We start from the raw sequence: 25,838 nt of genomic DNA, 5'->3' as shown, positions 1-25,838 counted from the left end.
TATTTGCCCCTCTCTCACGATTTTGGCACAAGTTTTGATTGTACTTTGGTAAGCCGTCTATCTAGCCACAAACGAGTGCCACTTCAAGTCGTGACGAATATTAGCCCTGCCATCATGTTGGTTGATGATAATCAAGAACGCGCTCACCTTGTCTGTGAGTGTTTAAAATCTGCCGGATACACTATTGTTGCGCAAATCAGCAGTGCCGAAGGGCTTCTATTCCAAGTAGAGAAATATCGCCCCGATGTGGTGTTGATCGACATTGAATCCCCTGATAGAGACATCCTAGAGAGCCTTGCCATCGTTAATCGTGAGGCACCCACACCAGTAGCTATGTTCTCCAGCCACAACAGTGCGGACTTTATCAGTCGCGCAGTTGAGTCTGGGGTCAGCGCATATATGGCCGAGGGGATCACTACCGAAAGAGTTGCCCCGGCAATAGAAATTGCCATGGCTCAATTCAAGAGCTTTCAGCTGTTGCGACAATCACTTGAGAAAACCCAACAGCAACTCAGTGATAGAAAAACCATTGAAAGAGCCAAAGGATTACTAATGGCCAAGAAAAAACTCAACGAGGAGGATGCGCATAAGATTTTGCGTAATCTTGCTATGAGTAGTAATGCCACCATGCACGCGGTAGCCGAACAGCTTATTCAATATTTTCAGAGCGAGCACTGAATCCCTAATGTCTTCCTTACTGTACCCGGAAAAGAAATCAATCAAGCTGCTGTATCTGAGACTCACCGACAGCGCCCCCCTAATCGTTGCCAAGGAGAAAGGTTACTTTAGTCAATTTGGCCTTGAGGTGGAGTTAAAGCGGGAGACTTCCTGGGCAACTCTGCGCGATAAATTGATCGGGCGTAGGGCCGATGCCGCAGCCATGCTGGCCCCTATGCCATTAACGCTCCCAGAAACTCTACCTGACTGTAAAGAGCGACTTATCAGTGGTTTGATTCTCAGTTGTAATGGCAACGCCATTACCCTATCTGAGGATCTCTATCAACGCCTCCAGCACTACACAAAAGAAGAAACGAAAACTGATATTGGTGTAGCACTAAAACAGTACCTGCAGAAAAACACTGGCATCTCACCGATAAGACTGGCCACGGTTTACCCATTCTCCAGTCACACACTACAGTTGCGCCATTGGTTACAGGCCGCAGGTGTGAATCCGGATCGGGATATACAGCTTATTATATTACCCCCCGAACAAATGCTGGAAAGCCTTCTCAGCGGCATTATTGATGGTTACTGTGTTGGCGAACCATGGAATAGCCTTGCAGCCCAAAAGGGTACTGGAGTGGTTGTTACGGCCTGCAATACACTATTGCCGGCAATGCCGGAAAAAGTATTAGCTGTGACCCAAAGCTGGCATAAGGCCAACCCGGTCAGCCACCTGGCTTTGCGTGCAGCATTACTGAAAGCCTGCTCCTGGTTAATAGCAAGAGAAAATCGCTGCGAAGCCGCCGGACTATTATCACAGAAACACTATCTGAATTTACCAGAGTCACTGTTGCAGCGCTCCCTGAATGATCAGATTCTCTACCGCCGCAACACCAATATCATAGCCAACCCAGGCTGGCACCTGTTTGCCCATATCGATAATGACAACGGTCGTACCTGTGAGACAAAAGCCCGGCAGTTAATAGAGATGTGCAGGGGGTTTAGTGAAATAGCAACGATAAACAGTCAAAACTTCAGGCCAGAGCTATACCATCAAACTGTGGATTTCCTCAATTCCAAGAAATAATGGCACATTAATTGAATGAGTATATATCGATGGTGCAATGGCTTGCCGCTAGGCGCATTCGCACAGTCAATCGCTCTTTCAACAAAAATATCGGGCAATGGAGTCCATTGACTGCGACCAAAGGGGCGCGGTGGTGGGCTTTTTTTATGCCTGTGAAGTATGCAAATAAAGGAAATGCGCATGTCTAGTGAATCCCTCAATCTTTTTTCATTTCGAGGAAGGATAAAGATTCTTCACCTAACCTGGGTGGCCTTCTTTATTACGTTTTTTGCCTGGTTTAACCATGCCCCATTATTGATGGCAATATCGAAAAGCCTGTCATTGACTCCTGATCAGGTAAAAACGCTACTGATCTTAAATGTAGCTCTAACCATTCCAGCACGAGTAGTAATCGGGATGCTCACCGATAAATACGGCCCCAGGCTTACCTACTCCCTGCTGCTTGCTATCGGCAGTGTACCCTGCTTTATTTTTGCCTTAGCGGATAACTTTATGCAGGCGGCAATAGGTCGCTTTCTGCTCGGTTTTATTGGCGCTGGTTTTGTCGTTGGTATCCGCATGGTTTCCGAGTGGTTCCCCGCCCGTCAACTGGGCACTGCTGAGGGAATTTACGGCGGTTGGGGTAATTTTGGCTCTGCCGCTGCCGCTATGAGCTTACCGACCATCGCTCTATTTTTTGGTGGCGACAATGGCTGGCGCTATGCGATTGGAATCACCGGAGTTATTGCACTGGTATATAGTGTGATTTACTACTTCTCCGTTACCGATACCCCCAAGGGCTCCACTTATTTCAAACCCAAAAAAATAGGGGCTATGGAGGTCACTAGTTCAGGAGACTTTGTACTGTTACTGATTATGAAGGTACCAATGTATGCCGCACTGGCGTTGTTGACCTGGAAACTTTCAAGCGGTGTAAACTTGATTTCCAGCCTCGCTGCCACCTTGATTTATTGTGGGCTCGGCTTACTTTACCTACTGGATGCACGCAAGACATATAGCATCAACCGGGAGATTTTCACTAATCCACCGGCTCCCGTACATCGTTACAAATTTAAGCAGGTAGCGGTACTCAACCTTCTTTACTTTGCTACATTTGGTTCAGAACTCGCAGTAGTATCCATGTTGCCACTGTTTTTCTCTGAGACTTTTACCCTAGACCCTGTAAAAGCGGGATTACTTGCCTCAGCTTATGCCTTCATGAACTTGATGTCTCGTCCAGCAGGCGGCTTAATCAGTGATCGCTGGGGACGCAAACCCACCTTGCTGATACTAACTGCAGGCCTGGCACTGGGTTACTTCACCATGAGCCTGATTGATGCCGAATGGCCACTCTACTTGGCGGTAGCCGCTGCCATGGCCTGCTCTTTCTTTGTGCAAGCCGGTGAAGGGGCTGTATTTGCTGTAGTCCCTCTAATCAAGCGCCGTCTTACCGGGCAGATCGCAGGTATGACTGGGGCCTACGGCAATGTCGGAGCAGTTTTTTATCTCACCGTGTTAAGCCTGGTTTCCTACCAAACATTTTTTATGGTTATCGGCATCACCGCTCTTCTGGGCTTTACAGCACTGTTATTATTGGAGGAACCCGAGGGTCAAATGGCTGAGGTACACCCAGATGGCAGCGTGTCGATGATCGATGTCGCCTGATAAAGAACAGCACACAAAAACTCCGGTAGGGATACAAAACGCCCATGGAGCTTCTAAAAATTTGCAGAGTAAAGAGTTGCATGCTCTGCAAATTTTCAGTGCTACCTGTTCCGGTCATCGCCAACACAATGATGATGCTTGTGCCGTACGGCTACCCGAGAGGCTAGAGTTAAAGCGCTATGGCGCACTCGCCGCAGTAGCGGATGGCGTCGCCAGCGCCGAGGCCGGCGGCGAAGCTGCTCGTGCAGCCATCAACGGTTTTTTCTCGGACTATTACAGCACCCCGGAAACCTGGTCTACTCGCCATGCTGTTGCACGAGTACTTCACTCCCTCAACAGCTGGCTATACCGGCAAAGTGGAGGCAGTGTGGAAATCCAGCGGGGTTGGCTGACCACTTTCTCAGCCCTGATTTTTAAAGGTACCAGCGCCCACATGGTGCATATCGGCGATACACGTATCTACCGCCTGCGTGCTGGCAAGCTTGAGTGTCTCACGCGTGATCACAGCCACCAGCTGTCTCCTGGGCGAACTTTTCTCAGTAGAGCCCTGGGAATGGATGTCCATATTGAAGTGGACTACCGTTGTGAAGCACTGCAAACCGGTGATATTTATTTACTGAGTAGCGATGGCATTCACGATTTTTTGCCAGAGACTTCTATCCAGAAAAGACTTTCTGAGTTTGACAAAACTACACCACAACAACTCATTGATGCGGCCCTAAAATCAGGTTCCAAAGATAACCTGAGTGCAGTCGTCGCCAGGGTTAATAATCTGGACTTTCCTCAATGCGACGAATTGGCAATGCACAGCCGAACGCTTCCCTTCACTCCCGATCTGAGCCCGGGACAAAAACTCGATGGCTTTCTTATTTTGCAGGAGCTATATGCCAGCAAACGTAGCCACCTATACCTGGCCCAAGATCATGTGACTGGAGAGCTTCGCGCGTTGAAAACTCCATCGGTAAATTACTGTGATGATCCAAACTATATCGAGCGTTTTATCGCCGAAGAATGGACCGGCAGGCGAATAAATCATCCAGGGGTTATCAAGCTATACGCTCCAAGAGCCGAACGCGCTTGCCTATATCATGTTCTCGAATATATTGAGGGGCAGACGCTGCGACAGTGGATGCAACTTAACCCTCAGCCAGAAGTATCCCAGGTAAGGGAATTACTTTCTCAGCTGGTAAGTGCCCTGCGCAGCCTGCAGCGATTAGAGATTGTGCACGGCGATCTGAAGCCGGAGAATATTATGATCCGCAACAATGGTCGCCTAGTGATCATTGACCTCGGAGGGGTCGATGGGCCAGGCCTTAGAGAGCAATTACATTTCACAGAAATTGATACTCCAGGCAGTAAGAATTATGCGGCTCCTGAATTCTTTTATGGCGATAGCGCCAGCCATCGTTCGGATATTTTTTCTCTCGGAGTAATTGCCTATGAATTACTCACAGGAAAATATCCCTACCCTGAGCGCCTCGGCAATCTGCACTATCACCTCAAAAGTTATCAACAATTGCGTTATACAAATGCATATGTGCACCGCAAGGATATCCCCCACTGGATAGATAGTGCCTTGCAAAAAGCCTGTGCTCCCAATCCTAAACATAGATACGATAGCCTATCCGAATTTATCCAGGACCTGCAGCATCCCAATCCAACCTTCAAACCTGCCCAGAGCCATCCTCTACTGGAAAAAAATCCAATTTTATTCTGGCAGCTCATAGCGCTGATCCTACTACTTTCCCACCTTCTGTATGTTTTCTAAAGCCCCTCTTGGTTAATCCCTCATTTGTCTCTCAGTAACTTAAGATGACATTTCCCGCTTAATAATCCACAAAATTTAACTAAGCACCAATTCAGAGCAGAAAAAAGGTTTTCTGCACCAACATATCGCAAAAATTGTGGACAATAGGAGCGGATAGGCGCCATCCCTGGGATAAATACTGGCATGAAGATTGAATGTATTTAATGACCAACAAAATTATCCCCCAATTCGAGGCAACGGCGCCTGTACTCTTCGGCAGAAGAGGAGGCGCCCTTGTCATATCATCCGCCCCTCCTGCCAAGAGAATCGCTTCTAGATGGCAGGAATATCAATGACGGAAAAGACAAAAAAGCAAAAGCTGGTTGTGATTGGTAACGGCATGGTCGGGCACCACTTTCTTGAGCAGCTGGCAGAAAAAAATGAAAGCATCGGTTTTACCGTCACAGTCTTTTGTGCGGAAAACAGACCTGCTTATGATCGAGTACATCTATCCGAATACTTCGCTGGGTGCAGTGCGGAAGATTTGGCGATGGGTCATATTGAGCAATATCGACAATGGGGTTTTGAGCTAGAGCTCAATAATCCGATAGCTTCCATCGATCGCGAAAAGCAAACTGTTACCACCCAGACTGGAAGCTTACATAGATATGATCAATTGGTCCTCGCTACTGGCTCCTATCCTTTTGTGCCCCCCATCCCAGGGCATCAACACGAGCGCTGCTTTGTCTACCGCACCATCGAAGATTTGAATGCGATTCGCGCAGCTGCGTCTAACGCGCAAAGTGGCGTCGTTGTCGGTGGTGGCCTGCTCGGTTTGGAAGCGGCAAACGCCTTGAAAACCCTGGGGCTTGACGCCCATGTGGTGGAATTTGCTCCAGGACTGATGTCCACTCAGCTTGATGAGGGCGGCTCCAATTTACTGCGAAAAAAAATCGAGGCCCTTGGCGTTACTGTACATACCAGCCGAGCTACCGAACTTATTACAGACGCTGACGGCCGCTTGCGTATGCAATTTAAAGGGGGGGACGAACTGATTACCGATATGATCGTGTTCTCTGCAGGAATTCGCCCTCAAGATGAGCTGGCAAAATCCTCAGGACTGCAAGTCGGTGAGCGAGGAGGTATTGTCATCGACAACCGCTGTCGTACATCAGACCCCAACATTTTTGCCATCGGTGAGTGCGCTCTCTATGAGGGGCAAATTTTTGGCCTGGTGGCTCCAGGCTACAGTATGGCTCGCACCACCGTCGCACAGCTCACCGGTATGGAGACGTTTTTTAATGGTGCCGATATGAGCACTAAATTAAAACTTCTCGGTGTGCAGGTTGGCTCTATTGGCGATGCTCACGGCCGCAGCGAAGGCGCTGCAGCAATTACTTTTGTCGATGAGCAGAGCGGCGTGTACAAGCGTATGATAACCGATGCTACAGGCCAGAAACTGCTCGGCGCTGTACTGGTTGGTGATACTGGGGATTACGATACTCTTCTGCAATATCATCTCAATGATATCGGCCTGCCAGAGCACCCGGAACAACTGATTCTTCCCTCAACTGACGGAGCGGAATCACTCCTTGGTGCTTCCGCTCTCCCCACTAATGCTACCGTGTGCTCCTGTTATAACGTGAGTAAAGGGCAAATTCTGGATGTTGTACATGGCGGCTGTCATACCTTGGCTGAAGTGAAGGATGCCACCAAGGCCTCCACGGGTTGTGGTGGTTGTGCCGCATTGCTGAAGGATATCGTCGATAGTGAATTAGCCGCTCTGGGAATGGAGGTCAACAATCATCTCTGTACACACTTCCCCTATAGTCGCCAAGAGTTGTTCCACATTATTCAGGTGGAGGAAATTAAAACCTTCGATGATCTCCTTCAAAAGCATGGTAGCGGCAAGGGCTGCGAAGTATGTAAACCCACCGCCGCCTCTATTTTCGCCTCCCTATGGAATGAACATATCCTGGAGCAAGCCCACGTTGGCCTGCAGGATACCAATGATACGTTTATGGCGAATATGCAGAAAAATGGTAGCTACTCTGTAGTACCGCGTATTCCCGGTGGAGAAATCACACCAGAGAAACTCATCGTGATTGGCGATGTTGCCAAACGCTATAACCTCTACACCAAAATTACCGGTGGCCAGCGTATCGATTTGTTTGGCGCACGCCTGGAACAACTACCGGAAATTTGGCGGGAACTCATTGATGCGGGATTTGAAACCGGCCATGCCTATGGCAAATCTCTGCGCACGGTAAAGTCCTGTGTAGGTAGTACTTGGTGCCGCTTTGGTGTGCAGGACAGTGTTTCCATGGCCCTGCGTGTAGAAAACCGTTACAAGGGGCTTCGCTCCCCACACAAAATAAAGATGGCTGTATCGGGCTGTACACGCGAGTGCGCCGAGGCGCAGAGCAAGGATGTGGGCGTTATCGCCACAGAAAAAGGCTGGAACTTATTTGTTGCCGGCAATGGCGGCATGCGCCCGCGCCACGCCGATCTATTCGCTACCGACCTGGATGATGAAACCCTGATTCGCTATATCGATCGTTTCCTGATGTTCTATGTGCGTACTGCCGATAAATTGCAGCGCACCTCGGTATGGCTGGAAAGCCTTGATGGCGGACTCGACTATCTACGTGAAGTCATTATCGATGACAAATTGGGAATCTGTACCGAACTGGAAATCCAGATGGAACGCGTTGTCGATAGTTATCAGTGTGAATGGAAGTCCGCAATCAACGATCCGGAAAAACTTAAACGATTTCGTCAGTTTGTTAACAGCAATGAGAGTGATGACAATATTATTTTCGTCAAGGAACGCGGCCAGCCCCGTCCCGCAACTATTGAAGAAATAATAGAAACTGCTGAATCTGCATAGAGACAATCCTATACATTTAATTTATGAAAATTTAATTTCAATTGCTGATTTTTCTCTTAATCCCGCAAGGAAATTGTTATGCACCAAGCCAGCGCCAGACAAAGCTCACATACATCCAATGCCATAACCCACCCCCATTGGCTGCCGATCTGCCAAAGATCAGATTTAGTCAGCAACTCCGGGGTGTGTGCCCTTTGGGGCGATACCTCCTCAGAAAAAACGGACTATCTAGCAAAACCTGAGAGGAAAGGTATCGCCCTATTTTTTTTACCGGGGCAAGAGCGACAACTTTACGCCGTTGACAACTGGGACCCGATCGCACAAGCTGGCATTATTTCACGGGGAATAATCGCAGAACTGGATGGTGAATTAACTATTGCCTCACCACTATATAAACATCACTTTCGCCTTGAAGATGGCGTTTGTATGGAGGACGGTAATATCCAGCTTGCCACTTACCCTTTAGCATTTAATGGAAATACCGTTTATATCGGTTGTGATAAATAAGCAAGAATAATAATGGCAGTAAAGGAATACCTAAGCACCCAGCGTTCCTGTACTACCTGCCCCTATTGTGGGGTGGGCTGTGGAGTAACTATTAACAAGGAAAAGCGGCAAAGTACTTCTGTAATTTCCGCCACAGGTGATAAACAGCACCCCTCTAATTTTGGCCGTTTGTGTGTTAAGGGCTCATCCCTTGGGGAGACACTCGGTGAGCATGGGAGACTCTTACGCCCACATTTGCATGGCGAAGCCTGTGACTGGGATACCGCTATGTCTTATGTGGCCAATGAATTCGCCCGCAATATTCACGAGCATGGCCCGAATTCAGTAGCTTTTTACCTTTCCGGGCAACTCCTTACTGAAGACTATTATGTTGCTAATAAATTAATGAAGGGGTTTATTGGCAGCGCCAATATTGATACCAATTCACGCCTTTGCATGTCCTCAGCCGTAGCTGGATACAAGCGCGCTCTGGGTGCAGATGCCGTGCCCTGTTGTTATGAGGATCTGGAAGAGGCAGATCTTATTGTTTTAATAGGCTCTAACGCCGCTTGGACCCACCCGATACTGTTCCAGCGTATGCAGGCAGGCAAGGCCAAAATTGTAGTCGTTGATCCGCGGGCTAGCGCTACCAGCGAGATGGCCGATCTGCACTTGGCGATAAATCCCGGCAGCGACGCAGCACTGTTTAATGGTCTGCTTAATTTCCTCGCCCAGCACAACCGCCTCAATCACCACTATATTCAGCATCATACCCAAGGCTTTGAGCTGGCACTGGAAGCGGCCCAGCACTGGTCCCTTCAGCAAACTGCACTGAGTTGTGGTGTACCTGCAGAAAAGTTATTAGCTTTCTTCCGTTTGTTTGCCGAAACAGAAAAAACACTTAGCTTTTACTCACAGGGGGTTAATCAATCCAGTAGCGGCACAGACAAAAACAATGCAATCATTAACTGCCACCTGGCAACAGGTCGCATTGGCAAGATTGGAGCTGGTCCTTTCTCTATTACCGGCCAACCCAACGCGATGGGGGGGCGTGAAGTAGGCGGCCTGGCCAATATGCTCGCCGCCCATATGGAGTTTAAAGAGAGTGATATCGATCGGGTGCGACGCTTCTGGGATGCTCCCAATATGGCAATGGCCCCCGGACTAAAAGCGGTGGATATGTTCCATGCAGTGGAGACCGGCCAGATCAAAGCAATCTGGATTATGGCCACTAATCCCGCGGTGAGTATGCCTGAAGCAGAGAGGGTGACTGAGGCACTACGTAAATGTCCACTGGTGATTGTTTCCGATTGCATCGCCGATACCGATACCGCCCGCTGTGCCGATGTACTACTGCCGGCCACTGGCTGGGGAGAGAAAAACGGCACAGTTACCAATGCAGAGCGGCGTATTTCCCGGCAGCGCACTTTTATCGATCCCACTGGAGAGGCGCGTCACGACTGGCAGGCTATCTGTGATTTGGCCAGCCGCCTAGGGTTCCGCGAGCAGTTTAACTTTGCCCATCCCGCAGATATCTTTCGAGAACATGCACAATTGTCCGGTTTCGAAAATAACGGCAGTCGCGCCTTTGATATCTCACTCTTTAGTAATATCGAGCAAAATGAATACGATGCGCTTCAGCCAGTACAGTGGCCGGTAAATCGGGAAAATCCCCAGGGTAGTGCACGATTATTTGGCAACGGAAAATTTTTCACTGAAACTGGTCGAGCCAATTTTATTGCTGTCAAGCCGCGTACACCCCGGCAACAAATAAGCCCTAGTTATCCCCTATGGCTAAACAGCGGCCGCATACGTGACCAATGGCACACCATGACCCGTACCGGCCGCTCGCGGAAATTGCTGGATCACAGTGAGATTGCCGAAATTCAGATAAACCCCAGAGACGCGCGTAAATACGGTATAGACGAGGGCGTGTTGGTAGAGTTACACAGTGCCCAGGGTAGAATGTGCGGACGTGCGGTATTAAACAGTGGCCAAAAACCCGGTGAGCTATTCGCTCCTATTCATTGGAGCCAGACCTTGGCCCAAGAGTCTAAGGTCAGCGCTCTTGCCGGGGCAGAGGTAGACCCAATTTCCGGTCAGCCCGAATTCAAACAGGTACCGGTTCAGCTGAAAGCCCTCGCCTGTAAGAGCTTTATCACCCTTATTTGCCCGGAACCACTGGCACAAAACCTTTGGCGCTGGCTACAGACCCATATGGAAGAAAATCTACTGCACTGGTATCGAGTGCCCTGTCAAAATGGATATCGCTTTGAGTTGGCGCTCAGCACCCCCTTGAATGGCCGCCAACTGGGTGCCCAATTACTACAAAAAAATCCAGATATACGCTGGCAGCAAATAGAGACCTTAAATAGCCAGCGTTGGCTTGCTTATAGCGAACAAATAGAGCTTCTTATTTTTTCCAGTAATGATTGGCAGACACTTCCTGATCGACGCACCCTGGAACGCTACCTACAACTGGAATTACCTGAAAACCCTGCCCAGTTTCTCCAGGCAATTCCACCAGGTGAGCGCATAGTATGCACCTGTATGCAGGTTTCACGTCCACAGATTGAAAAAGCAATCAACCAGGGGGCCGATTCCATTGATGCGCTGGGTGACGCCTTGGGTTGCGGGACCCGCTGTGGTTCCTGCAAGCCAGAGATTTCCCAGCTGTTGCGCACGAGACTGCAGCATAATGCACAGAACCACGCAGTTGCGGCGGTGCTGGAAACAGAGATTGTCAGATCGGCAAAAAGCCTGCGTGAGAAATTTGATAAGGTTTATAGCGCTTAAGACCAATATTGTTCGATAAATTCATATCCAAATGCGCGGATTGCGGTTTTCTCAACCAGCACTCCGCGCAAAGGCATAGCACTAGTCGCAATACACGCCCCACCTGGCCCATAAAGCCTCACACCCCCTACACTTAGAGCCGTTAATACACTGGCGCAGATATTTGGATCAAAGGTTTCAACCACAGCCATTATTGGCTTTTAGCAGCGGTGGCGGTTATTTGTATTATTTTTTATTCGCCAGATTAGCGCCCACCACAATTATAAGGAATTCCAGTGTTCAAAATTCAACATATTGACCATGTAGTGCTGAGGGTTAAATCCCTGGCTGCAATGCGCGATTTTTATGAAGGAGCCCTCGGCTGCACCATGGAGCGAGAGAATAAGGAATTGGGTCTCTATCAGTTGCGCGCAGGGCACTCATTGATCGATCTGGTTCCAGTTGATCAAGGCATCGGTCGCGAGGGTGGTACAGCCCCAGGCATAGAGGGGCGTAATTTACATCATTTCTGTTTACGTATAGACACTTTCGAAGCCGATAAAATCATTGCTTATTTGAAGGGGAAGAATATTGAACCCTCCGCGCCACAACAGCGCTACGGTGCCGAAGGCATGGGCCCATCAATTTATATTTATGATCCCGAGCAAAATTTAGTGGAACTCAAAGGCCCCCCCAAATTATTGAAATAACAGTATCTATCATTCGCCAGAGAGACATGCAACGATGAAAACCGAAGTGATCGAATATGCGGTAGATGGCAAGTCCTATAGCGGCTATCTCGCCTGGGACGACACAACTCAAAAAAAACGTCCCGGCGTTATGCTGGTTCACGAATGGTGGGGTCACAATGCCTTTGTACGCGAGCAGGCGGAAAGGCTCGCCGGACAGGGTTACTGTGCATTTGCGGTGGATATGTTTGGTAGTGGCAAGCAAACTGATGATCCCGCTGAAGCCCAGCAGTATCGCGATGAGGCACTTGAGAATCCTGTATCCCTCGAGGCATGTTTCCGCACCGCCCTCACCCTGCTTCAGCAGCATAAAGTTGTCGAGGAAACTCAAGTCGCTGCTCAGGGCTATTGCTTTGGTGGTGGCGTAGCCTTGACCATGGCACGCCTCGGTGTGGAACTTCGTGGCGTGGTCAGCTACCACGGAGCCCTGGCCAGCGAGGTTCGTACCAAAAAAGGGGGAGTCCAAGCGGAATTATTGGTTTACACCGGTGGTGCCGATAGCATGATCCCACCGCAACAGGTTGGCGCTTTTGTGGCGGAGATGCAGGAGGCCGAGGCCAAATTTACCCTGGTGAGCTACCCCGGCGTATTGCACGGCTTCACCAATCCTGCTGCAACTGAGCGCGGGCAGAAATTTGGCCTGCCGCTGGCCTATAACCAGGAAGCCGCGCAGGACGCATGGCTGGGCACTCTGGATTTTTATCGGAAAATTTTCCAGTAGTTTCAATCAAATATCTCAGGGGCCGAATAGTTCACCCCGCAAAAATACCCCGTTACTTGCCAATATCCAGATAGCGCGCCCCAGCCCCCTGCTCTGCAGCTTGGTCCCCTGGATTGCGGAGCGGGCAGCTCTCCATGGAAAGACAGCCGCAGCCGATACAGCCTTCCAAACGGTCGCGCAGCTGGGTCAGCTGGCGAATGCGTTGGTCCAGTTCCTCACGCCAGCCGGCGGAAAGTTTGGCCCAATCCTTCGCGGTGGGTGTACGCCCATCAGGAAGATTAGACAGGGCCTCGCGAATTTCGGCGAGGGGAATACCAGTGCTCTGTGCCACCTTGATAATGGCCACACGTCGCAATACGTCCCGCGAGTAACGCCGCTGATTGCCGCTGGTGCGCCAGCTGCTGATCAGCCCTTTACTTTCATAAAAATGCAGCGCACTCACCGCCACATCACTACGCTCTGCAACCTCACCTACGGTCATCTCACGACGGCATTTCTTGTTTCCACAAACCGACTCTTTCTTTTCACTGGTATCAGACATCAGATGTCTCCGACAACTATTGACCTCAATATTACTTGAGGTTTTACACTGCGCAGCATTCCATTGCAAGCCCAGGGAGAATCATGATGAACCGTAACAGTAAACAAACCTACCCAGTCATAGAAGTACCGGCTACAACTGCCACTTCCCTTTTAGTGGCAGCACAAAGTCAAAGTATCAGCCTGGCGGTGCAAGAGGGGCTATGCCAACCAATCACCTCCATGAGCGTAGAGAATAGAGAAACCGATAGCGGAGGGCGCCGGTGATACTTAACAGCGCAGCACCAACCCGCGAAATGGCGGAATCAGCTATACCGGTGCCGATGCGATTCACATTGCTGTGCCTGGCGGCGCTCACAATTATGTCTGGTGCCACCATAGCGCCATCCTTACCGGCGCTGGAGGCACATTTTGCCCAGCATGAAGATATTGCCCTGCTCAGTCGCCTGATTTTGAGCCTACCGGCATTAATGATCGCTCTATTTGCACCTATCGCCGGGTTTATATCCGACCGTTATGGTCGCAGGAAATTGCTGTTACTGGCGGTCACTGTTTACGCCCTGGCCGGCATCTCTGCACTGTTACAGGAAAGCTTGGTGGGACTTTTGGCCAGTCGCATCCTTCTGGGAATTGCAGTGGCGGGCACAATGACTTCAGTCACCGCCCTGGTAGGTGACTATTTCAGCCCCATTCAAAGGCAAACCTATATGAGTCAGCAGGGCGCCTTTATCAGCCTCGGCGGAGTTGTCTTCCTTTTGGCCGGTGGACTCTTGGCAGATTTACATTGGCGCGCGCCCTTTGCTATTTATGCAGTGGCACTACTACTAATCCCTGCCGTGTTGCGTTTTCTGCCAGAACCTACACGCAATCGCATTGAACCACTCCCCAACAATGTCACGAATGGAAATCCCGATTGGCCAGCATTCGCCTTGTTGCTGGGTGCAGCCCTACTAAACAGCCTTATCTTTTTCCTGATTCCCACACAGCTCCCATTCCTGCTAAAAGAGATTGGAGCAGACACCCCCAGCCTCGCGGGCATTGCCATTGCTGCCAGCAATTTAATGGGTGCCCTGGCTTCACTGGTTTTCTACCCTCTGGCACGTAACTACTTGGGAAAAAGTGGCGTTTTTGTGTTAGGTTTTACTGTTATGGCCTGTGGTATGGGGCTGATCGCCGAGGCAGATTCATTTAATGCGATAATAATGGCCACCGCGATTTACGGCTGCGGTATGGGGACATTGATCCCCCATATTTTCGCCACCGGGCTGGAATCTGCCACTCCCAATATTCGTGGGCGAATATCTGGAGCTCTCGCCGCCAGTGTTTTTATCGGACAATTTATCTCACCATTTATCAGCCAGCCCTGGATAGAACGTTTTGGCCTCGCCAGTGGCTTTTCTGCAGCCAGCACTACGCTGCTATTTTTAGCCTCCCTGGCACTGCTCCTGCATTGGTTAAAACCGAAGCCCTCCGCAAAAATGTTTTTGCAGTAGGATCTATACACACTAAAAATATTTTGGCCGAGCCGCCTGTAAGGCCACGCTTAGGAGAGAAAGTGAAACCGATAATTTCTGTTAGAGGTCTCGACAAGACATATAGTGGTGGGTTTAACGCCCTAAAAAGTATTGACTTGGATATTCAACGGGGTGAGATCTTCGCACTGCTCGGCCCCAATGGTGCCGGCAAAACGACTCTGATCAGTATAATCTGTGGCATCGTCAATCCTGGTCAGGGCAACGTTACAGTCAATGGTTACGATATCCAGCGTGATTACCGCCACGCACGGCGCGAAATTGGCTTGGTCCCCCAGGAAATTGCCACAGATTCCTTTGAGAGCGTGCTTGGCGCAATTCAATTTAGCCGCGGCTTGTTTGGCAAGCCGCCCAACCCCGCTTACCTGGAGAAAATCCTTCGACAGCTTTCCCTATGGGAAAAAAGAGACAACAAAATTGTCACCTTGTCCGGCGGTATGAAACGACGCCTGATGATCGCAAAGGCCTTATCTCATGAGCCCAGCGTACTCTTCCTGGACGAACCCACCGCCGGGGTCGATGTGGAACTGCGCCAGGATATGTGGGGGATGGTGCGCGACCTGCGCGACTCAGGCGTAACCGTTATTCTCACCACGCACTATATTGAAGAGGCGGAGGAGATGGCCGACCGGGTCGGTGTTATTAATCGCGGTGAATTAGTACTGGTTGAAGATAAAAAAACTTTGATGCAAAAAATGGGGGAAAAAGAGCTCAGCCTACAATTACCCACGCCTCTGGAAACTATTCCTGACAGCCTCTCCGACCTGCCACTGCGCCTCAATGGAGATGGTAGTGAACTCATCTATCGCTTCGATATCAAGAGTGAAAATACCGGTATTACGGAATTCCTTCGCCGCCTCACCTCTGCAAATATTGAATTTCGCGATTTATATACCAGGGAGAGTTCTCTCGAAGAAATATTTGTCAATCTGGTGCACTCTGCACAGCACCAAGGCGAGGAGCAACTCAGTGGGGAGGCACAATAATGAACTGGTATGGTATTGCGGCAATTTACAAATTTGAAATGTCACGGACTTGGCGCACATTGATACAAAGTGTCGCTTCTCCGGTACTCTCCACATCCCTGTACTTTATTGTTTTTGGTGCCGCTATCGGCTCGCGTATGGGAGACATCGAAGGTGTGAGCTACGGGGCCTTTATTATCCCAGGCTTATTGATGTTGGCGCTTTTGGGAGAAAGTATTGCCAACGCCGCCTTCGGCATCTTTTTCCCGAAATTTTCAGGCACTATTTATGAAGTGCTATCGGCACCGGTATCCCCCTTTGAAATTGTCGCCGGCTATGTCGGCGCTGCGGCCAGCAAGTCAATTCTGCTCGGGCTACTAATCCTTCTCACCGCGCGATTTTTTGTGGACTATGAAATCCTTCATCCATTCTGGATGGTCACATTTCTGGTGCTAACCGCCGTTAGTTTTAGCTTATTCGGCTTTATTATCGGCATCTGGGCCGATGACTTCCAAAAACTGCAAATTATTCCGCTAATGATTATTACCCCCTTAACCTTTCTCGGTGGGGCTTTTTATTCCATCAGTATGCTGCCGGAGTTCTGGCAAAAAGTGACTTTGTTTAATCCGGTGGTTTATCTGATCAGTGGTTTCCGCTGGGCATTCTACGGTGTGGCCGATGTAAACCTGGGCCTCAGCGTGGGAATGACATTACTCTTCCTTTTCCTATGCCTGGTAACAGTCTGGTGGATTTTCCGCACCGGTTACCGCATTAAAACCTGATCGGTGAGAGTTTAGGGATGGAGGAATTTCACGAAGGTGGCTGTGCCTGTGGCCTCGTACGATTTCGCGCCACTGGCCAGCCGCGCCGAGTGAGCCTCTGTTCCTGTAGCTGGTGTAGGGAACGCACCGGTAGCTTAATAGGCGTATCGGTGTATTTCGAAAAAAACAATGTAGAGTTCATTCGAGGCGGGCTGAAAAGTCACCGGTTAATGTCCGATGCAGGCCGTTGGATAGAATGCCAATTCTGTGGGCAATGCGGCAGCGCCCTCAGCTGGACACTGGAATTTCTCCCAGAGTTTCGCGGCCTAGCTGGAGGCGCCTTCGACGACCCGGTATTTATCCGACCAGAGCGTTACGTCTACTACCAAAACAAGCCGGGCTGGCTGGAAATAAGCGGCGATATCAACCGTTGCCCAGCGATGCCGGAAAACCCCAACCAGTAGCCTGTCAGCGGTAACCCCGCATAAAAAGCGCTACTGCCTTGCGCACCCGCTCGCGCCGCTCATCCTCCGCCTGTACCTCACAACAACCGATCAATACCCGCATGTGCCGGCAACCCAGCAGTATGCCCATAAAGTCCTCGGCGGCCTCGGCCGGATCTGCCACCTGCAGCTTGCCCATCTCGGTAGCGCGACGCAGCAATTGCTCAATATCTCGGAGGATGCGCTGGGGGCCCGCATCGAAAAACAACTGAGCAAGTTTTGATTCCTGCGCCGCCAGAGCACATAAAAGCCGTAACAGGCGGATACTATCCTCGCTATCCACCATGCTTAGAAAAGCCTGACCAATACGCTCCAGTACCTCTGCCACCGAATCCCCCTCTTTCAGATCGAAAATGGGCAGGGGCATCATCATCTCGCAGCGGGAGGTAATCGCAGCACTGAACAGCGTCTCTTTATCGGAGAAATGGCTGTATACCGTCAGTTTCGATACGCCCGCAGCAGAGGCCACCGCATCCACACTGGTAGCGGCAAAGCCTTTGGTCAGAAACAGCTCTTTGGCTGCATCGAGAATAGCCTGGCGTTTGGCCAGATCCTTGGGACGCCCGCGCTGGGCGGCCGTCTGAGTCTGTTCAGACATAGCACTCCATATACTGGACTCGCCAGTTTAATAAATTTACTATACTCGCTAGTATAACATTACCGGCCGCCCGGCCATGACTCGTCCACTTCCGGACTTACCTTGTCGCCTCGCCGCCGAGGAAGGGAGCCCCTATGTACCGATCGCTACTCTTCGCTGCCTTGTCGTTCAGCCTGCTGTTGTCCGCCTGCGCGCCATCAGAGTCCACCGAACAATTAGAAAAACCCCGCCCAGCGGTGATGGTCCAGCCACAAGTGGCCAGTGCCCAACAGGATTTTTATCCCGGCGAGGTGCGAGCCCGCTTCGAACCCGCTTTGGCCTTTCGCATCAGTGGCAAATTACAGCGGCGCCTGGTTAATGTAGGCGACCGTGTTGAGCAGGGCCAACCGCTGGCCGAACTGGATACCGAAGACCTGCTCCTACAACTGGATTCCGCACGCGCACGCCTCACCTCCGCCGTGGCAGACCAGCGCCTGGCCAGCAGTGAGCTGGGGCGCCACCGCAAACTATTGGAGCGCCAGCTGGTCAGCCAATCACAGTTCGATGCGGTGGAGACCCGTTTCGAAGCCAGCGATGCGCGCCTGCAACAAGCCAAGGCGCAATTAGACGTAGCGCGTAATCAAGCCGCCTATGCGGAACTAAAAGCTCCAGAGAGCGGCGTTATTGCCCGCCGCATGGCCGAGGCTGGCCAGGTTGTCGCCGCTGGTCAGGGGATTTTCGAACTTGCCGCCGACGGCGAACGCGAAGTGCGCATCGATTTACCGGAGCAGGCAATTAGCCATTTCCGTGTCGGCCAACCTTTGACCGTAGAACTCTGGTCGCAGCCCGGTAAATCCTTCCCCGCCCAGGTGAGGGAACTCTCCCCCGCCGCAGATCCGGTATCCCGCACCTTTGAAGCACGCGTGGCTTTTACCAATAAGACCACCGGCATTGAAATAGGTCAGAGCGCCCGAGTATTCGTTCCCAAAGCAGTGGCCACCGATGTTTTACAAGTACCCATGTCGGCAGTGAGCGCCGATAACGGCAAAGCCTTTGTCTGGGTACTGAACCGCGAACAGCAAACCCTGCATAAAACCGAAGTCACCGTGGGTGCCTATGGCCAGGAATTTGTACCGATTTTCTCCGGCCTGCGCACCGATGATTGGATCGTTGCCGCTGGTACGCACTTGTTATTGGAGGGACAACAGATTCGCCCCGTGGACCGTATGAATCGCCCGATCGATCCGGACCGCGCGCTTGCCCAGCAGGACTAACTAAGCACCACCCCAAAATAACAACTGGACTGAACGCTAAAACGCGCTCCGATGAAATTGCCGAAGCACTGTTAGTTCGATCAATCCGTGCTTCCATACAGAGAAATATCCATGGGCTTTAACCTTTCCGAATGGGCGCTGAAAAACCGTCCGCTGGTACTCTACGCCATGATCGTACTGGGATTGCTGGGCGCTGCCTCCTACACACAACTTGGGCAAAGCGAAGACCCCCCCTTCACTTTCAAGGTAATGGTGATCAATACCCTTTGGCCCGGCGCCAGTGCCGAGGAGGTGTCCCGTCAAATTACCGAGCGGGTGGAGAAAAAACTGCTGGAGACTGGTGACTACCAGCGCATCTCCTCTTTCTCCCGTCCCGGCCAATCCCAGGTGTTGTTTGTCGCCCGCGACGATATGCACTCGCGCTACATTCCCGATCTCTGGTATCAGGTACGCAAAAAGGTCAGGGATATCCGCCACACCCTACCACCGGATATCCAGGGCCCGTTTTTTAATGACGAATTCGGCACTACTTTCGGCAATATTTATGCGCTAACCGGCAGCGGTTTCGATTACGCCCTGATGAAAGACTATGCCGAGCGCCTGCAGTTGGCACTGCAGCGGGTCAAGAATGTGGGCAAGGTGGAATTACTGGGGCTGCAAGATGAAAAAATCTGGGTGGAAATTTCCAACACAAAGCTCGCCTCTCTGGGCATTCCCCTCAGTGCAGTGCAAAGTGCACTGCAGTCGCAAAATCAGGTCGCCGATGCGGGCTTTGTAGATACGGTGAGCGACCGCGTACGAATTCGCGTTAGCGGTCAATTTCATTCGGTCGATGAAATACGCCGCTTTCCCATCACTGCCGGCGGGCGTACCCAGAGGCTGGGTGATATTGCCGAAGTACACCGCGGTTTCAGCGATCCTGCACAACCTCGCATGCGCTTTATGGGCGAGGACGCTATCGGCCTGGCCGTTTCCATGAAAGAAGGCGGTGATATCCTCAAGCTGGGCAAACAGTTGGACGCCACCTTTGCCGAATTGCAGGAAGATCTGCCGATCGGCATGCAGTTACGCAAGGTGTCCGACCAACCTGCGGCGGTGAAACGCGGTGTGGGGGAATTCCTGCAAGTATTGGCGGAGGCACTGGGCATTGTCCTGCTGGTGAGTTTTTTCTCTCTCGGCAGCCGCCCCGGCTTAATCGTGGCGCTATCGATACCATTGGTGCTGGCCATGACTTTCGCACTGATGAATTACTTCAATATCGGCCTGCACAAGATTTCTCTGGGCGCCCTGGTACTCGCCCTTGGCCTGATGGTGGACGACGCCATTATCGCCGTGGAAATGATGGCCATTAAAATGGAGCAGGGGCTCAGTCGCCTGAAAGCCGCCGGCTTCGCCTGGACCAGTACTGCCTTCCCCATGCTCACCGGTACCTTAATCACCGCCGCCGGTTTCCTACCCATCGCCACGGCGGAATCCGGCACCGGGGAATACACCCGCTCAATCTTCCAGGTGGTCACACTTTCCCTGGTTGTCTCCTGGATTGCCGCAGTCATATTCGTGCCCTACCTGGGCCATTACCTTTTACCCAATCTGGCTCGCCACAATCACAGTGGCGAGGTTCAAGACCCCTACCAGAAGCCCTTTTACCAGCGCTTCCGCCGCCTGATTACCTGGTGCCTGCGCCACCGCAAAACTGTCATAGTGGCAACCCTGGCGATCTTTATTGGTTCCCTGGCACTTTTCCGCCTGGTGCCCCAGCAGTTCTTCCCTTCTTCCGGGCGCTTGGAACTGTTAGTAGATCTCAAGCTGGCCGAAGGCGCTTCGCTGAAGTCCACCGAGTACCAGGCCAAGCGACTGGAAACCCTGCTGGATAAAAACGACCTGGTGGAAAACTATGTGGTGTATGTGGGCACCGGTTCGCCGCGTTTCTATCTGCCATTGGACCAGCAGTTACCCGCAGCCAGCTTTGCCCAGTTTGTAGTGATGACCCGTAACGTAGAGGAGCGCGAACAGGTACGCAGCTGGCTGATCGAAACCATGGAGAAGGAATTCCCCACTCTTCGCAGCCGGGTATCCCGCCTGGAAAATGGCCCACCGGTTGGCTATCCGGTGCAGTTCCGCGTCTCTGGTGAGCATATTGGTGAAGTGCGCAGCCTGGCCCGTCAGGTTGCCGAGCGCTTGCGGGAAAATGCCAAGGTCACCAACGTCCACCTGGATTGGGAGGAACCCAGTAAAACCGTCAACCTGAATATCGATCAGGACCGCGCCCGCGCTATGGGCGTGAACAGTGCCTCTCTCTCCCGCGCCCTGCAAAGCTCACTCACCGGTATTACCGTTAGCCAATACCGCGAAGACAATGAGCTGATTGACGTGCGTGTGCGCGGCGACGAGCAGGAACGCTACGCCCTCAGCCAACTGGGTAACCTGGCGGTGCAAACCGACAGCAGCCGCAGTGTCCCCCTGAACCAAATTGCCACCCTGGAGTACGGCTTCGAGGAAGGGATTATCTGGCACCGCGATCGCCTGCCCACGGTCACAGTACGTGCCGATATTTATGGTGAAGAACTGCCCGCAACCGTGGTGAATGAAGTCTGGCCCCGCCTGCAGAACATTCGAGAGCAACTGCCACCGGGCTACCTTCTGGAAGTTGGTGGCAGTGTGGAGGAATCCGAGCGTGGACAAAAATCAGTGAATGCCGGTATGCCGCTATTTGTCTTGGTGGTATTCACCCTATTGATGCTGCAGCTGCGCAGCATGTCCCTGTCCACCATGGTCTTCCTCACCGCGCCTTTGGGACTGATCGGGGTTACCTTGTTCCTGCTGCTGTTCGGCAAACCCTTCGGTTTTGTCGCCATGCTCGGCACCATTGCCCTGGCCGGTATGATTATGCGCAACTCCGTCATTCTGGTGGATCAAATACAGCAGGATATCAGCCAGGGCTTGAGTACCTGGGAGGCAATTATTGAGTCCACTGTGCGGCGTTTCCGCCCGATCGTTTTAACCGCTCTGACTGCGGTATTGGCGATGATTCCACTGTCGCGCAGTGACTTCTTCGGCCCCATGGCTGTCGCCATTATGGGGGGACTGATCGTTGCTACTGGCTTGACCCTGATCTTCCTGCCAGCCCTGTATGCAGCTTGGTTCCGAGTGCGAGAGGAGAAAACAGAGATAGCAGTAGAAACGCCAACGGAGTTAAATGGTGCTGAACCCCAAGCATCCTGATAACTACAGATGCTTTAATAGACTGGCTCAAGAAAGCCCCTAAACAAAAAGGCCCTGATAGCAGTATCCGGGCCTTTTTATTTCAGCAACTTTTATAATATAGGGTCAAGACTTCTTGGATTTTGCAGCCAGGGAGTCATACACAATACCAGTCCAAATATCTGGTGTCATAAAACCCTGTCCATACTGTTCGTCAAAATCTTTGGTGGGTTTGGCAGCAATCACTTGGTCACGGCTTTGGCCATTATCGACCAGCTTCTGGATACGATCCCTCAGGGTCTCCAACATATCCCGTTGCACTTTTAACTCCGCAGGACTACTCAGAGGGCCATGTCCTGGAATGATTTTGGTGTTTTCGCCAGAAAGCGCCAATGCGGTGTCCATCGCTTCAATCATGCCATCCACCGAACCACCAGATGAAAGATCAATAAATGGATAGGTGCCATTAAAATAGATGTCACCCATATGAATCACATCGGCTTTGGCGAAATGCACAATAGAGTCACCATCAGTATGGGCTGGACCGACATGCTGCACCTTCACCTCATCGCCATTCCAGTGAAAAGTAGTGGCATCGGTAAAGGTGATTACCGGCAGTGCTGCCGGCGGTGAGGGCTCAACCTTACGCTTAAAAGCCTCAATAAACTGTTCGGTACTCACACGTTTACGCACATTCTCATGGGCAACAATCAGGGCGCCGCTTTTACCCAGGTTTTCATTGCCGCCGGTATGATCGCCATGCCAATGGGTATTGATCACAAAGCGCAGCGGCTGATCTGCCAAACCCGCCACCGCTTTCTGTATTTTTGCAGTAAGTGGCGCATATTGGTCATCCACCATAAAGGTGCCGTCCTCTCCGACCAGTACTGCAATATTGCCGCCAGCCCCCTGGAGCATATAAACATTTCCTGCCACCGGCTCACTACTAATTTCTACTTTGGCAAAGCGGTCTTCCGCCAATACCGGGGTGCTGATTAGAGACGCTAACAGCACCCCAATACCTGCAATCTGCTTCATAAACATTTCTCTGTTGTTATTGTCATATTGTTTTTGCGATGTTGCTCAATTTAGGAAGCCCGTTCAAGTAGCTTTGGTTCTACCTTCGGCTCCCGACTGGGCAACATACTCATCAATATATCCGGGCGGTCGGTAACAATACCATTCACTCCCATATCGATATAGCGCTGTAGATCGGCCCGCCCATTTACAGTCCACACAGAGACGTGCAGGTTAAGCTTACGTGCCGCACGCATAGTGCCCCTGGAAACCACATTGAGCCCCCAAAATTGCATGGGCAATTGCATAGTTTGATAACAGGGGGCTAGCAGGCTTTCCGCGCGCAGTAACTGAGCAAAAAATAGAAGGGTCGCCTCCCAGCTTGTAGAACCCGTCGCCGTCTCCGGGCTCAATCGTCGAAATTCCAGTAGAACCTTGTGATTAAATGAGGAGACGATAACCTGACTGTTCTTGCCAGTACGCTCGAGCAAAGCGCTCAACTGTCGTGCGGCCCGTAACTGTTTACTTTTTATATCCAATATTAGTGGCGTCTGACCCACTATCTGTAAAGTCTCTTCCAGGGTAATTATTTTCAAAGATTTATGTCGATAGGGGTAAGATTCTTGATCACGACTCCAGTGGTAAGCTGCATTTAAGTTACGCAGTTGAGCCAGGGTAAAGTCCTCTATAAACCCACTACCATTGGTTGAATCTTCCAGATCAGGATCATGATGTAAAACCAAATGCCCGTCAGCACTAAGCCAAACATCTATTTCAATAGCATCCACCCCCTGCATCACCATATTTTGCAGAAATTCCTGAGTATTCCCCGGGAAAAGCCCATTGCCACAATCATTGCCATGTGCGATAACCATAGGCCCTTTGCATGAGGGTAGCTTTAATGCTGATTTTGGCGCAATGCCCGAGCGGGCATATAAGAACAACACAAGCAAAAGAAAGAAAAAAATAAGTAACATTGACATCTATTTCAAAAACCTAAGATCAATAAAAAGACGCTAAATTGATTTATCTGGGCAGCAATCATTACTTAAACAGCAGTCAGACACTAGCGGCTCCTCCTGTAGACACTTCTTTCTCAATATTTATTTCTGACTTGGATTGGCTTACTGGTGATTTCGACTTATCCGACGCAACATCTAATTCTGAAGCTTTACGAAACTGCCAATAAGTATGCTGCAACCAAAGAGGCAGAAATATTATTAGGTCATAGATACGATTAAGGAGTGTGCCACAATTTATTGCAATAACCGCCAGAAGACGTAAGCCCACTGATAACACATTCAAGAAAAATACTAAGACACTACCAAACACCGTGCGGGCAGATGATACAAATTGCTCCAAGGGTATTGCGATAAAGGCCAGGACCAAAGGGAGCGTAAAACCCAACATCATTTGTACAAGCCCGAGAGTCCAATAAGCGTTTACCTCAGTAACAGCAGAACCGCTCGTTTCAGATAACCCCGTAAGCAACTGATCCTGTTGCAATAGTAACTCCCTTGAGAGTGATAGCCCCGCCTCAATAGAGGCCAAACACAAGAGTAGAAGTACCCCAATCCACAGCAAACGCTTCCGTACTGAATCAGTTAATGCGGAGATCGAAGGAAATAATCGCGTAATCCGCAAACACTCCATAACCACAATACCAGTGACAATTTGTACGAAGATTAAAATCAAAGCTGCAATATCCGCTGTCCCATATCCCCCCAGAAAGCTGTTACTTCCAATGATTTCCGCCACAGGCCTGGCAATTAATTGGTGATTCAACCAAACCCCTGCCATTATCAACAGCAATACCAGTAAAGAGATAAAAAAACGACTAAAAAAAGAGGTTGATAGAAGACGTAAACTGCGATCACTCTCCTGTAATACCTCCTCGTAGCGTGTCATATGCTCATCCAATACTTTGCTACGGTAAATTACAGATTCCACACTCTTATTCATTCTTCCCAGAGTTTTCAATATGGAACGCCAACCAGGCATCATGCGCTTTAGTAGCTGATGACGCTCCCTTATAGACTCCCGATAAGACTCCAGAGCTTTATTTTCAGCCTTGCGCATAGAGTGATTAATAGTCTCCAACACATCTGCCACAACTGTATCATCTGGAGTAGGAATTTCCGCCACAGAGCGGATTGCCCGGGCCCAGCTTGATGGCTCTGGAGGAACCTCTGCGCTACGCACATAATCATCATCTATGGTTGTCATCTGCTCACACAAATGACGATGCAACGTAGGATATTGTGCCATATCCCGCTTTAAACTACTTTCTATTCGCTCAAACTCCCTTTCAATTTGCCACTCTGTTACCTCACGACCTCTAGCCAGCAGTACCTCTCGATTGCGTTCACGGAGGCCCTGCCCCGCAAGCTCAACAGCGTTTGCAGAAAACAATAATGAGCGATGAAATAGTCTTGCCAGGGAATAAATACTTCTATGAATAGGCCCTCTAGCTAAGAAAAATGTAATAACTGCCAAACTCACCCATAGCCAGGATGGTAGTGTCTCAAATAGGTGACTCATGACGTTACTTTTCCCTGTGGAACCAAGCGATATCACATCCTAACAGCTGAAGCTTTGACAATCGCCCAAAATGTCACACTTTGTGTTGCTATATTGCGTCACTTGCTAGCAGGCATGATTCACTATCTATTTATTGCTTCCTAATGGTAAAAATTGGACCACAGT

21 protein-coding genes are annotated in these 25,838 nt (G+C 50.6%); 16 read left to right on the top strand and 5 right to left on the bottom strand.

Features of this window, described 5'->3' with window-relative positions; all coding sequences use genetic code 11:
- Nucleotides 1–90: 90 nt before the first annotated feature.
- The 9 genes from ACJJIV_RS14905 (at nucleotide 91) to ACJJIV_RS14865 (ending at nucleotide 12,762) form a co-directional block, all read left to right on the top strand.
- Entirely contained in the window at nucleotides 91–678 is a 588-nt protein-coding gene (locus ACJJIV_RS14905) for an ANTAR domain-containing response regulator (protein WP_444887113.1), read from the top strand.
- Between the two features lie 7 nt (nucleotides 679–685).
- Entirely contained in the window at nucleotides 686–1,750 is a 1,065-nt protein-coding gene (locus tag ACJJIV_RS14900; RefSeq protein ID WP_444889485.1) for a CmpA/NrtA family ABC transporter substrate-binding protein, read from the top strand.
- A 180-nt stretch (nucleotides 1,751–1,930) separates the two neighbouring features.
- Nucleotides 1,931–3,394: a NarK family nitrate/nitrite MFS transporter gene (locus tag ACJJIV_RS14895; RefSeq protein ID WP_252083204.1), complete on the top strand. Its 1,464-nt coding sequence runs from the start codon at nucleotides 1,931–1,933 to the stop codon at nucleotides 3,392–3,394.
- A complete protein-coding gene (locus ACJJIV_RS14890) occupies nucleotides 3,384–5,162 on the top strand; it encodes a bifunctional protein-serine/threonine kinase/phosphatase (RefSeq protein WP_444889484.1) in 1,779 nt (592 codons plus the stop codon). The genes ACJJIV_RS14895 and ACJJIV_RS14890 overlap by 11 nt, the downstream gene beginning before the upstream one ends.
- Before the next feature lie 331 nt (nucleotides 5,163–5,493).
- Nucleotides 5,494–8,031, top strand: coding sequence for a nitrite reductase large subunit NirB (gene nirB / locus ACJJIV_RS14885; RefSeq protein ID WP_444889483.1), 2,538 nt, complete (start codon nucleotides 5,494–5,496; stop codon nucleotides 8,029–8,031).
- A 78-nt stretch (nucleotides 8,032–8,109) separates the two neighbouring features.
- Entirely contained in the window at nucleotides 8,110–8,538 is a 429-nt protein-coding gene (nirD, locus tag ACJJIV_RS14880; protein ID WP_252083207.1) for a nitrite reductase small subunit NirD, read from the top strand.
- 12 nt (nucleotides 8,539–8,550) lie between these two features.
- On the top strand, nucleotides 8,551–11,313 hold the full coding sequence (locus ACJJIV_RS14875; RefSeq protein ID WP_444889482.1) for a nitrate reductase: 2,763 nt from the start codon (nucleotides 8,551–8,553) through the stop codon (nucleotides 11,311–11,313).
- Between the two features lie 275 nt (nucleotides 11,314–11,588).
- On the top strand, nucleotides 11,589–12,002 hold the full coding sequence (locus ACJJIV_RS14870) for a VOC family protein (protein WP_444889481.1): 414 nt from the start codon (nucleotides 11,589–11,591) through the stop codon (nucleotides 12,000–12,002).
- A 34-nt stretch (nucleotides 12,003–12,036) separates the two neighbouring features.
- Complete coding sequence (locus ACJJIV_RS14865) at nucleotides 12,037–12,762, top strand: dienelactone hydrolase family protein (RefSeq protein WP_444889480.1); 726 nt, start codon at nucleotides 12,037–12,039, stop codon at nucleotides 12,760–12,762.
- A gap of 52 nt (nucleotides 12,763–12,814) precedes the next feature.
- Here the strand turns inward: ACJJIV_RS14865 and soxR are convergent, their stop codons facing one another.
- Nucleotides 12,815–13,303 (bottom strand): redox-sensitive transcriptional activator SoxR, encoded by a 489-nt coding sequence (soxR, locus tag ACJJIV_RS14860; protein WP_444889479.1) that lies wholly within the window; start codon nucleotides 13,301–13,303, stop codon nucleotides 12,815–12,817.
- A gap of 86 nt (nucleotides 13,304–13,389) precedes the next feature.
- On the opposite strand from soxR, the gene ACJJIV_RS14855 reads away from it, so the two are divergent.
- From ACJJIV_RS14855 to ACJJIV_RS14835, 5 genes are all read left to right on the top strand, one after another.
- Nucleotides 13,390–13,569 (top strand): hypothetical protein, encoded by a 180-nt coding sequence (locus ACJJIV_RS14855; RefSeq protein WP_444889478.1) that lies wholly within the window; start codon nucleotides 13,390–13,392, stop codon nucleotides 13,567–13,569.
- Nucleotides 13,566–14,795: an MFS transporter gene (locus ACJJIV_RS14850; protein WP_444889477.1), complete on the top strand. Its 1,230-nt coding sequence runs from the start codon at nucleotides 13,566–13,568 to the stop codon at nucleotides 14,793–14,795. Before ACJJIV_RS14855 ends, ACJJIV_RS14850 begins: the two co-directional genes overlap by 4 nt.
- Before the next feature lie 62 nt (nucleotides 14,796–14,857).
- Nucleotides 14,858–15,820 carry an ABC transporter ATP-binding protein gene (locus tag ACJJIV_RS14845; protein ID WP_444882667.1) on the top strand — a complete coding sequence of 321 codons (963 nt, stop codon included), beginning with the start codon at nucleotides 14,858–14,860 and terminating at the stop codon, nucleotides 15,818–15,820.
- Complete coding sequence (locus tag ACJJIV_RS14840) at nucleotides 15,820–16,581, top strand: ABC transporter permease (RefSeq protein WP_252083213.1); 762 nt, start codon at nucleotides 15,820–15,822, stop codon at nucleotides 16,579–16,581. Before ACJJIV_RS14845 ends, ACJJIV_RS14840 begins: the two co-directional genes overlap by 1 nt.
- A 17-nt stretch (nucleotides 16,582–16,598) precedes the next feature.
- Nucleotides 16,599–17,024 carry a GFA family protein gene (locus tag ACJJIV_RS14835; RefSeq protein WP_444889476.1) on the top strand — a complete coding sequence of 142 codons (426 nt, stop codon included), beginning with the start codon at nucleotides 16,599–16,601 and terminating at the stop codon, nucleotides 17,022–17,024.
- A 4-nt stretch (nucleotides 17,025–17,028) separates the two neighbouring features.
- Here the strand turns inward: ACJJIV_RS14835 and ACJJIV_RS14830 are convergent, their stop codons facing one another.
- Nucleotides 17,029–17,661: a TetR/AcrR family transcriptional regulator gene (locus ACJJIV_RS14830; protein ID WP_252083215.1), complete on the bottom strand. Its 633-nt coding sequence runs from the start codon at nucleotides 17,659–17,661 to the stop codon at nucleotides 17,029–17,031.
- Nucleotides 17,662–17,795: 134 nt separating this feature from the next.
- On the opposite strand from ACJJIV_RS14830, the gene ACJJIV_RS14825 reads away from it, so the two are divergent.
- Nucleotides 17,796–18,914: an efflux RND transporter periplasmic adaptor subunit gene (locus ACJJIV_RS14825; protein ID WP_444889475.1), complete on the top strand. Its 1,119-nt coding sequence runs from the start codon at nucleotides 17,796–17,798 to the stop codon at nucleotides 18,912–18,914.
- A 111-nt stretch (nucleotides 18,915–19,025) separates the two neighbouring features.
- The gene (locus ACJJIV_RS14820; RefSeq protein ID WP_444889474.1) at nucleotides 19,026–22,136 is read left to right on the top strand and encodes an efflux RND transporter permease subunit; all 3,111 of its coding nucleotides are present in this window, start codon (nucleotides 19,026–19,028) and stop codon (nucleotides 22,134–22,136) included.
- A 105-nt stretch (nucleotides 22,137–22,241) separates the two neighbouring features.
- Here ACJJIV_RS14820 and ACJJIV_RS14815 read toward each other — a convergent pair whose 3' ends face one another.
- The 3 genes from ACJJIV_RS14815 to ACJJIV_RS14805 all read right to left on the bottom strand — a co-directional run bounded on the left by ACJJIV_RS14815 (nucleotide 22,242) and on the right by ACJJIV_RS14805 (nucleotide 25,673).
- The gene (locus ACJJIV_RS14815; protein ID WP_444882671.1) at nucleotides 22,242–23,153 is read right to left on the bottom strand and encodes an MBL fold metallo-hydrolase; all 912 of its coding nucleotides are present in this window, start codon (nucleotides 23,151–23,153) and stop codon (nucleotides 22,242–22,244) included.
- Between the two features lie 50 nt (nucleotides 23,154–23,203).
- Nucleotides 23,204–24,007 carry a glycerophosphodiester phosphodiesterase family protein gene (locus ACJJIV_RS14810; RefSeq protein ID WP_444889473.1) on the bottom strand — a complete coding sequence of 268 codons (804 nt, stop codon included), beginning with the start codon at nucleotides 24,005–24,007 and terminating at the stop codon, nucleotides 23,204–23,206.
- Between the two features lie 184 nt (nucleotides 24,008–24,191).
- A complete protein-coding gene (locus ACJJIV_RS14805; RefSeq protein WP_444889472.1) occupies nucleotides 24,192–25,673 on the bottom strand; it encodes a hypothetical protein in 1,482 nt (493 codons plus the stop codon).
- Between the last annotated feature and the right edge of the window lie 165 nt (nucleotides 25,674–25,838).

Source organism: Microbulbifer mixtoriginis (SeqCode) (genome assembly GCF_052466765.1).
The sequence above is the reverse complement of the archived record's forward strand: the minus strand, read 5'-3'. Positions and strand labels throughout refer to the sequence as shown.

Excerpts from the sequence above, each read along its gene's own strand:
- ACJJIV_RS14900 (WP_444889485.1), top strand. The coding sequence starts at position 686 with ATGTCTTCCTTACTGTACCCGGAAAAGAAATCAATCAAGCTGCTGTAT.
- ACJJIV_RS14895 (WP_252083204.1), top strand. The coding sequence starts at position 1,931 with ATGTCTAGTGAATCCCTCAATCTTTTTTCATTTCGAGGAAGGATAAAG.
- ACJJIV_RS14890 (WP_444889484.1), top strand. The coding sequence starts at position 3,384 with ATGTCGCCTGATAAAGAACAGCACACAAAAACTCCGGTAGGGATACAA.
- nirB (WP_444889483.1), top strand. The coding sequence starts at position 5,494 with ATGACGGAAAAGACAAAAAAGCAAAAGCTGGTTGTGATTGGTAACGGC.
- nirD (WP_252083207.1), top strand. The coding sequence starts at position 8,110 with ATGCACCAAGCCAGCGCCAGACAAAGCTCACATACATCCAATGCCATA.
- ACJJIV_RS14875 (WP_444889482.1), top strand. The coding sequence starts at position 8,551 with ATGGCAGTAAAGGAATACCTAAGCACCCAGCGTTCCTGTACTACCTGC.
- ACJJIV_RS14865 (WP_444889480.1), top strand. The coding sequence starts at position 12,037 with ATGAAAACCGAAGTGATCGAATATGCGGTAGATGGCAAGTCCTATAGC.
- soxR (WP_444889479.1), bottom strand. The coding sequence starts at position 13,303 with ATGTCTGATACCAGTGAAAAGAAAGAGTCGGTTTGTGGAAACAAGAAA.
- ACJJIV_RS14855 (WP_444889478.1), top strand. The coding sequence starts at position 13,390 with ATGAACCGTAACAGTAAACAAACCTACCCAGTCATAGAAGTACCGGCT.
- ACJJIV_RS14840 (WP_252083213.1), top strand. The coding sequence starts at position 15,820 with ATGAACTGGTATGGTATTGCGGCAATTTACAAATTTGAAATGTCACGG.
- ACJJIV_RS14835 (WP_444889476.1), top strand. The coding sequence starts at position 16,599 with ATGGAGGAATTTCACGAAGGTGGCTGTGCCTGTGGCCTCGTACGATTT.
- ACJJIV_RS14830 (WP_252083215.1), bottom strand. The coding sequence starts at position 17,661 with ATGTCTGAACAGACTCAGACGGCCGCCCAGCGCGGGCGTCCCAAGGAT.
- ACJJIV_RS14825 (WP_444889475.1), top strand. The coding sequence starts at position 17,796 with ATGTACCGATCGCTACTCTTCGCTGCCTTGTCGTTCAGCCTGCTGTTG.
- ACJJIV_RS14820 (WP_444889474.1), top strand. The coding sequence starts at position 19,026 with ATGGGCTTTAACCTTTCCGAATGGGCGCTGAAAAACCGTCCGCTGGTA.
- ACJJIV_RS14815 (WP_444882671.1), bottom strand. The coding sequence starts at position 23,153 with ATGAAGCAGATTGCAGGTATTGGGGTGCTGTTAGCGTCTCTAATCAGC.
- ACJJIV_RS14810 (WP_444889473.1), bottom strand. The coding sequence starts at position 24,007 with ATGGTTATCGCACATGGCAATGATTGTGGCAATGGGCTTTTCCCGGGG.
- ACJJIV_RS14805 (WP_444889472.1), bottom strand. The coding sequence starts at position 25,673 with ATGAGTCACCTATTTGAGACACTACCATCCTGGCTATGGGTGAGTTTG.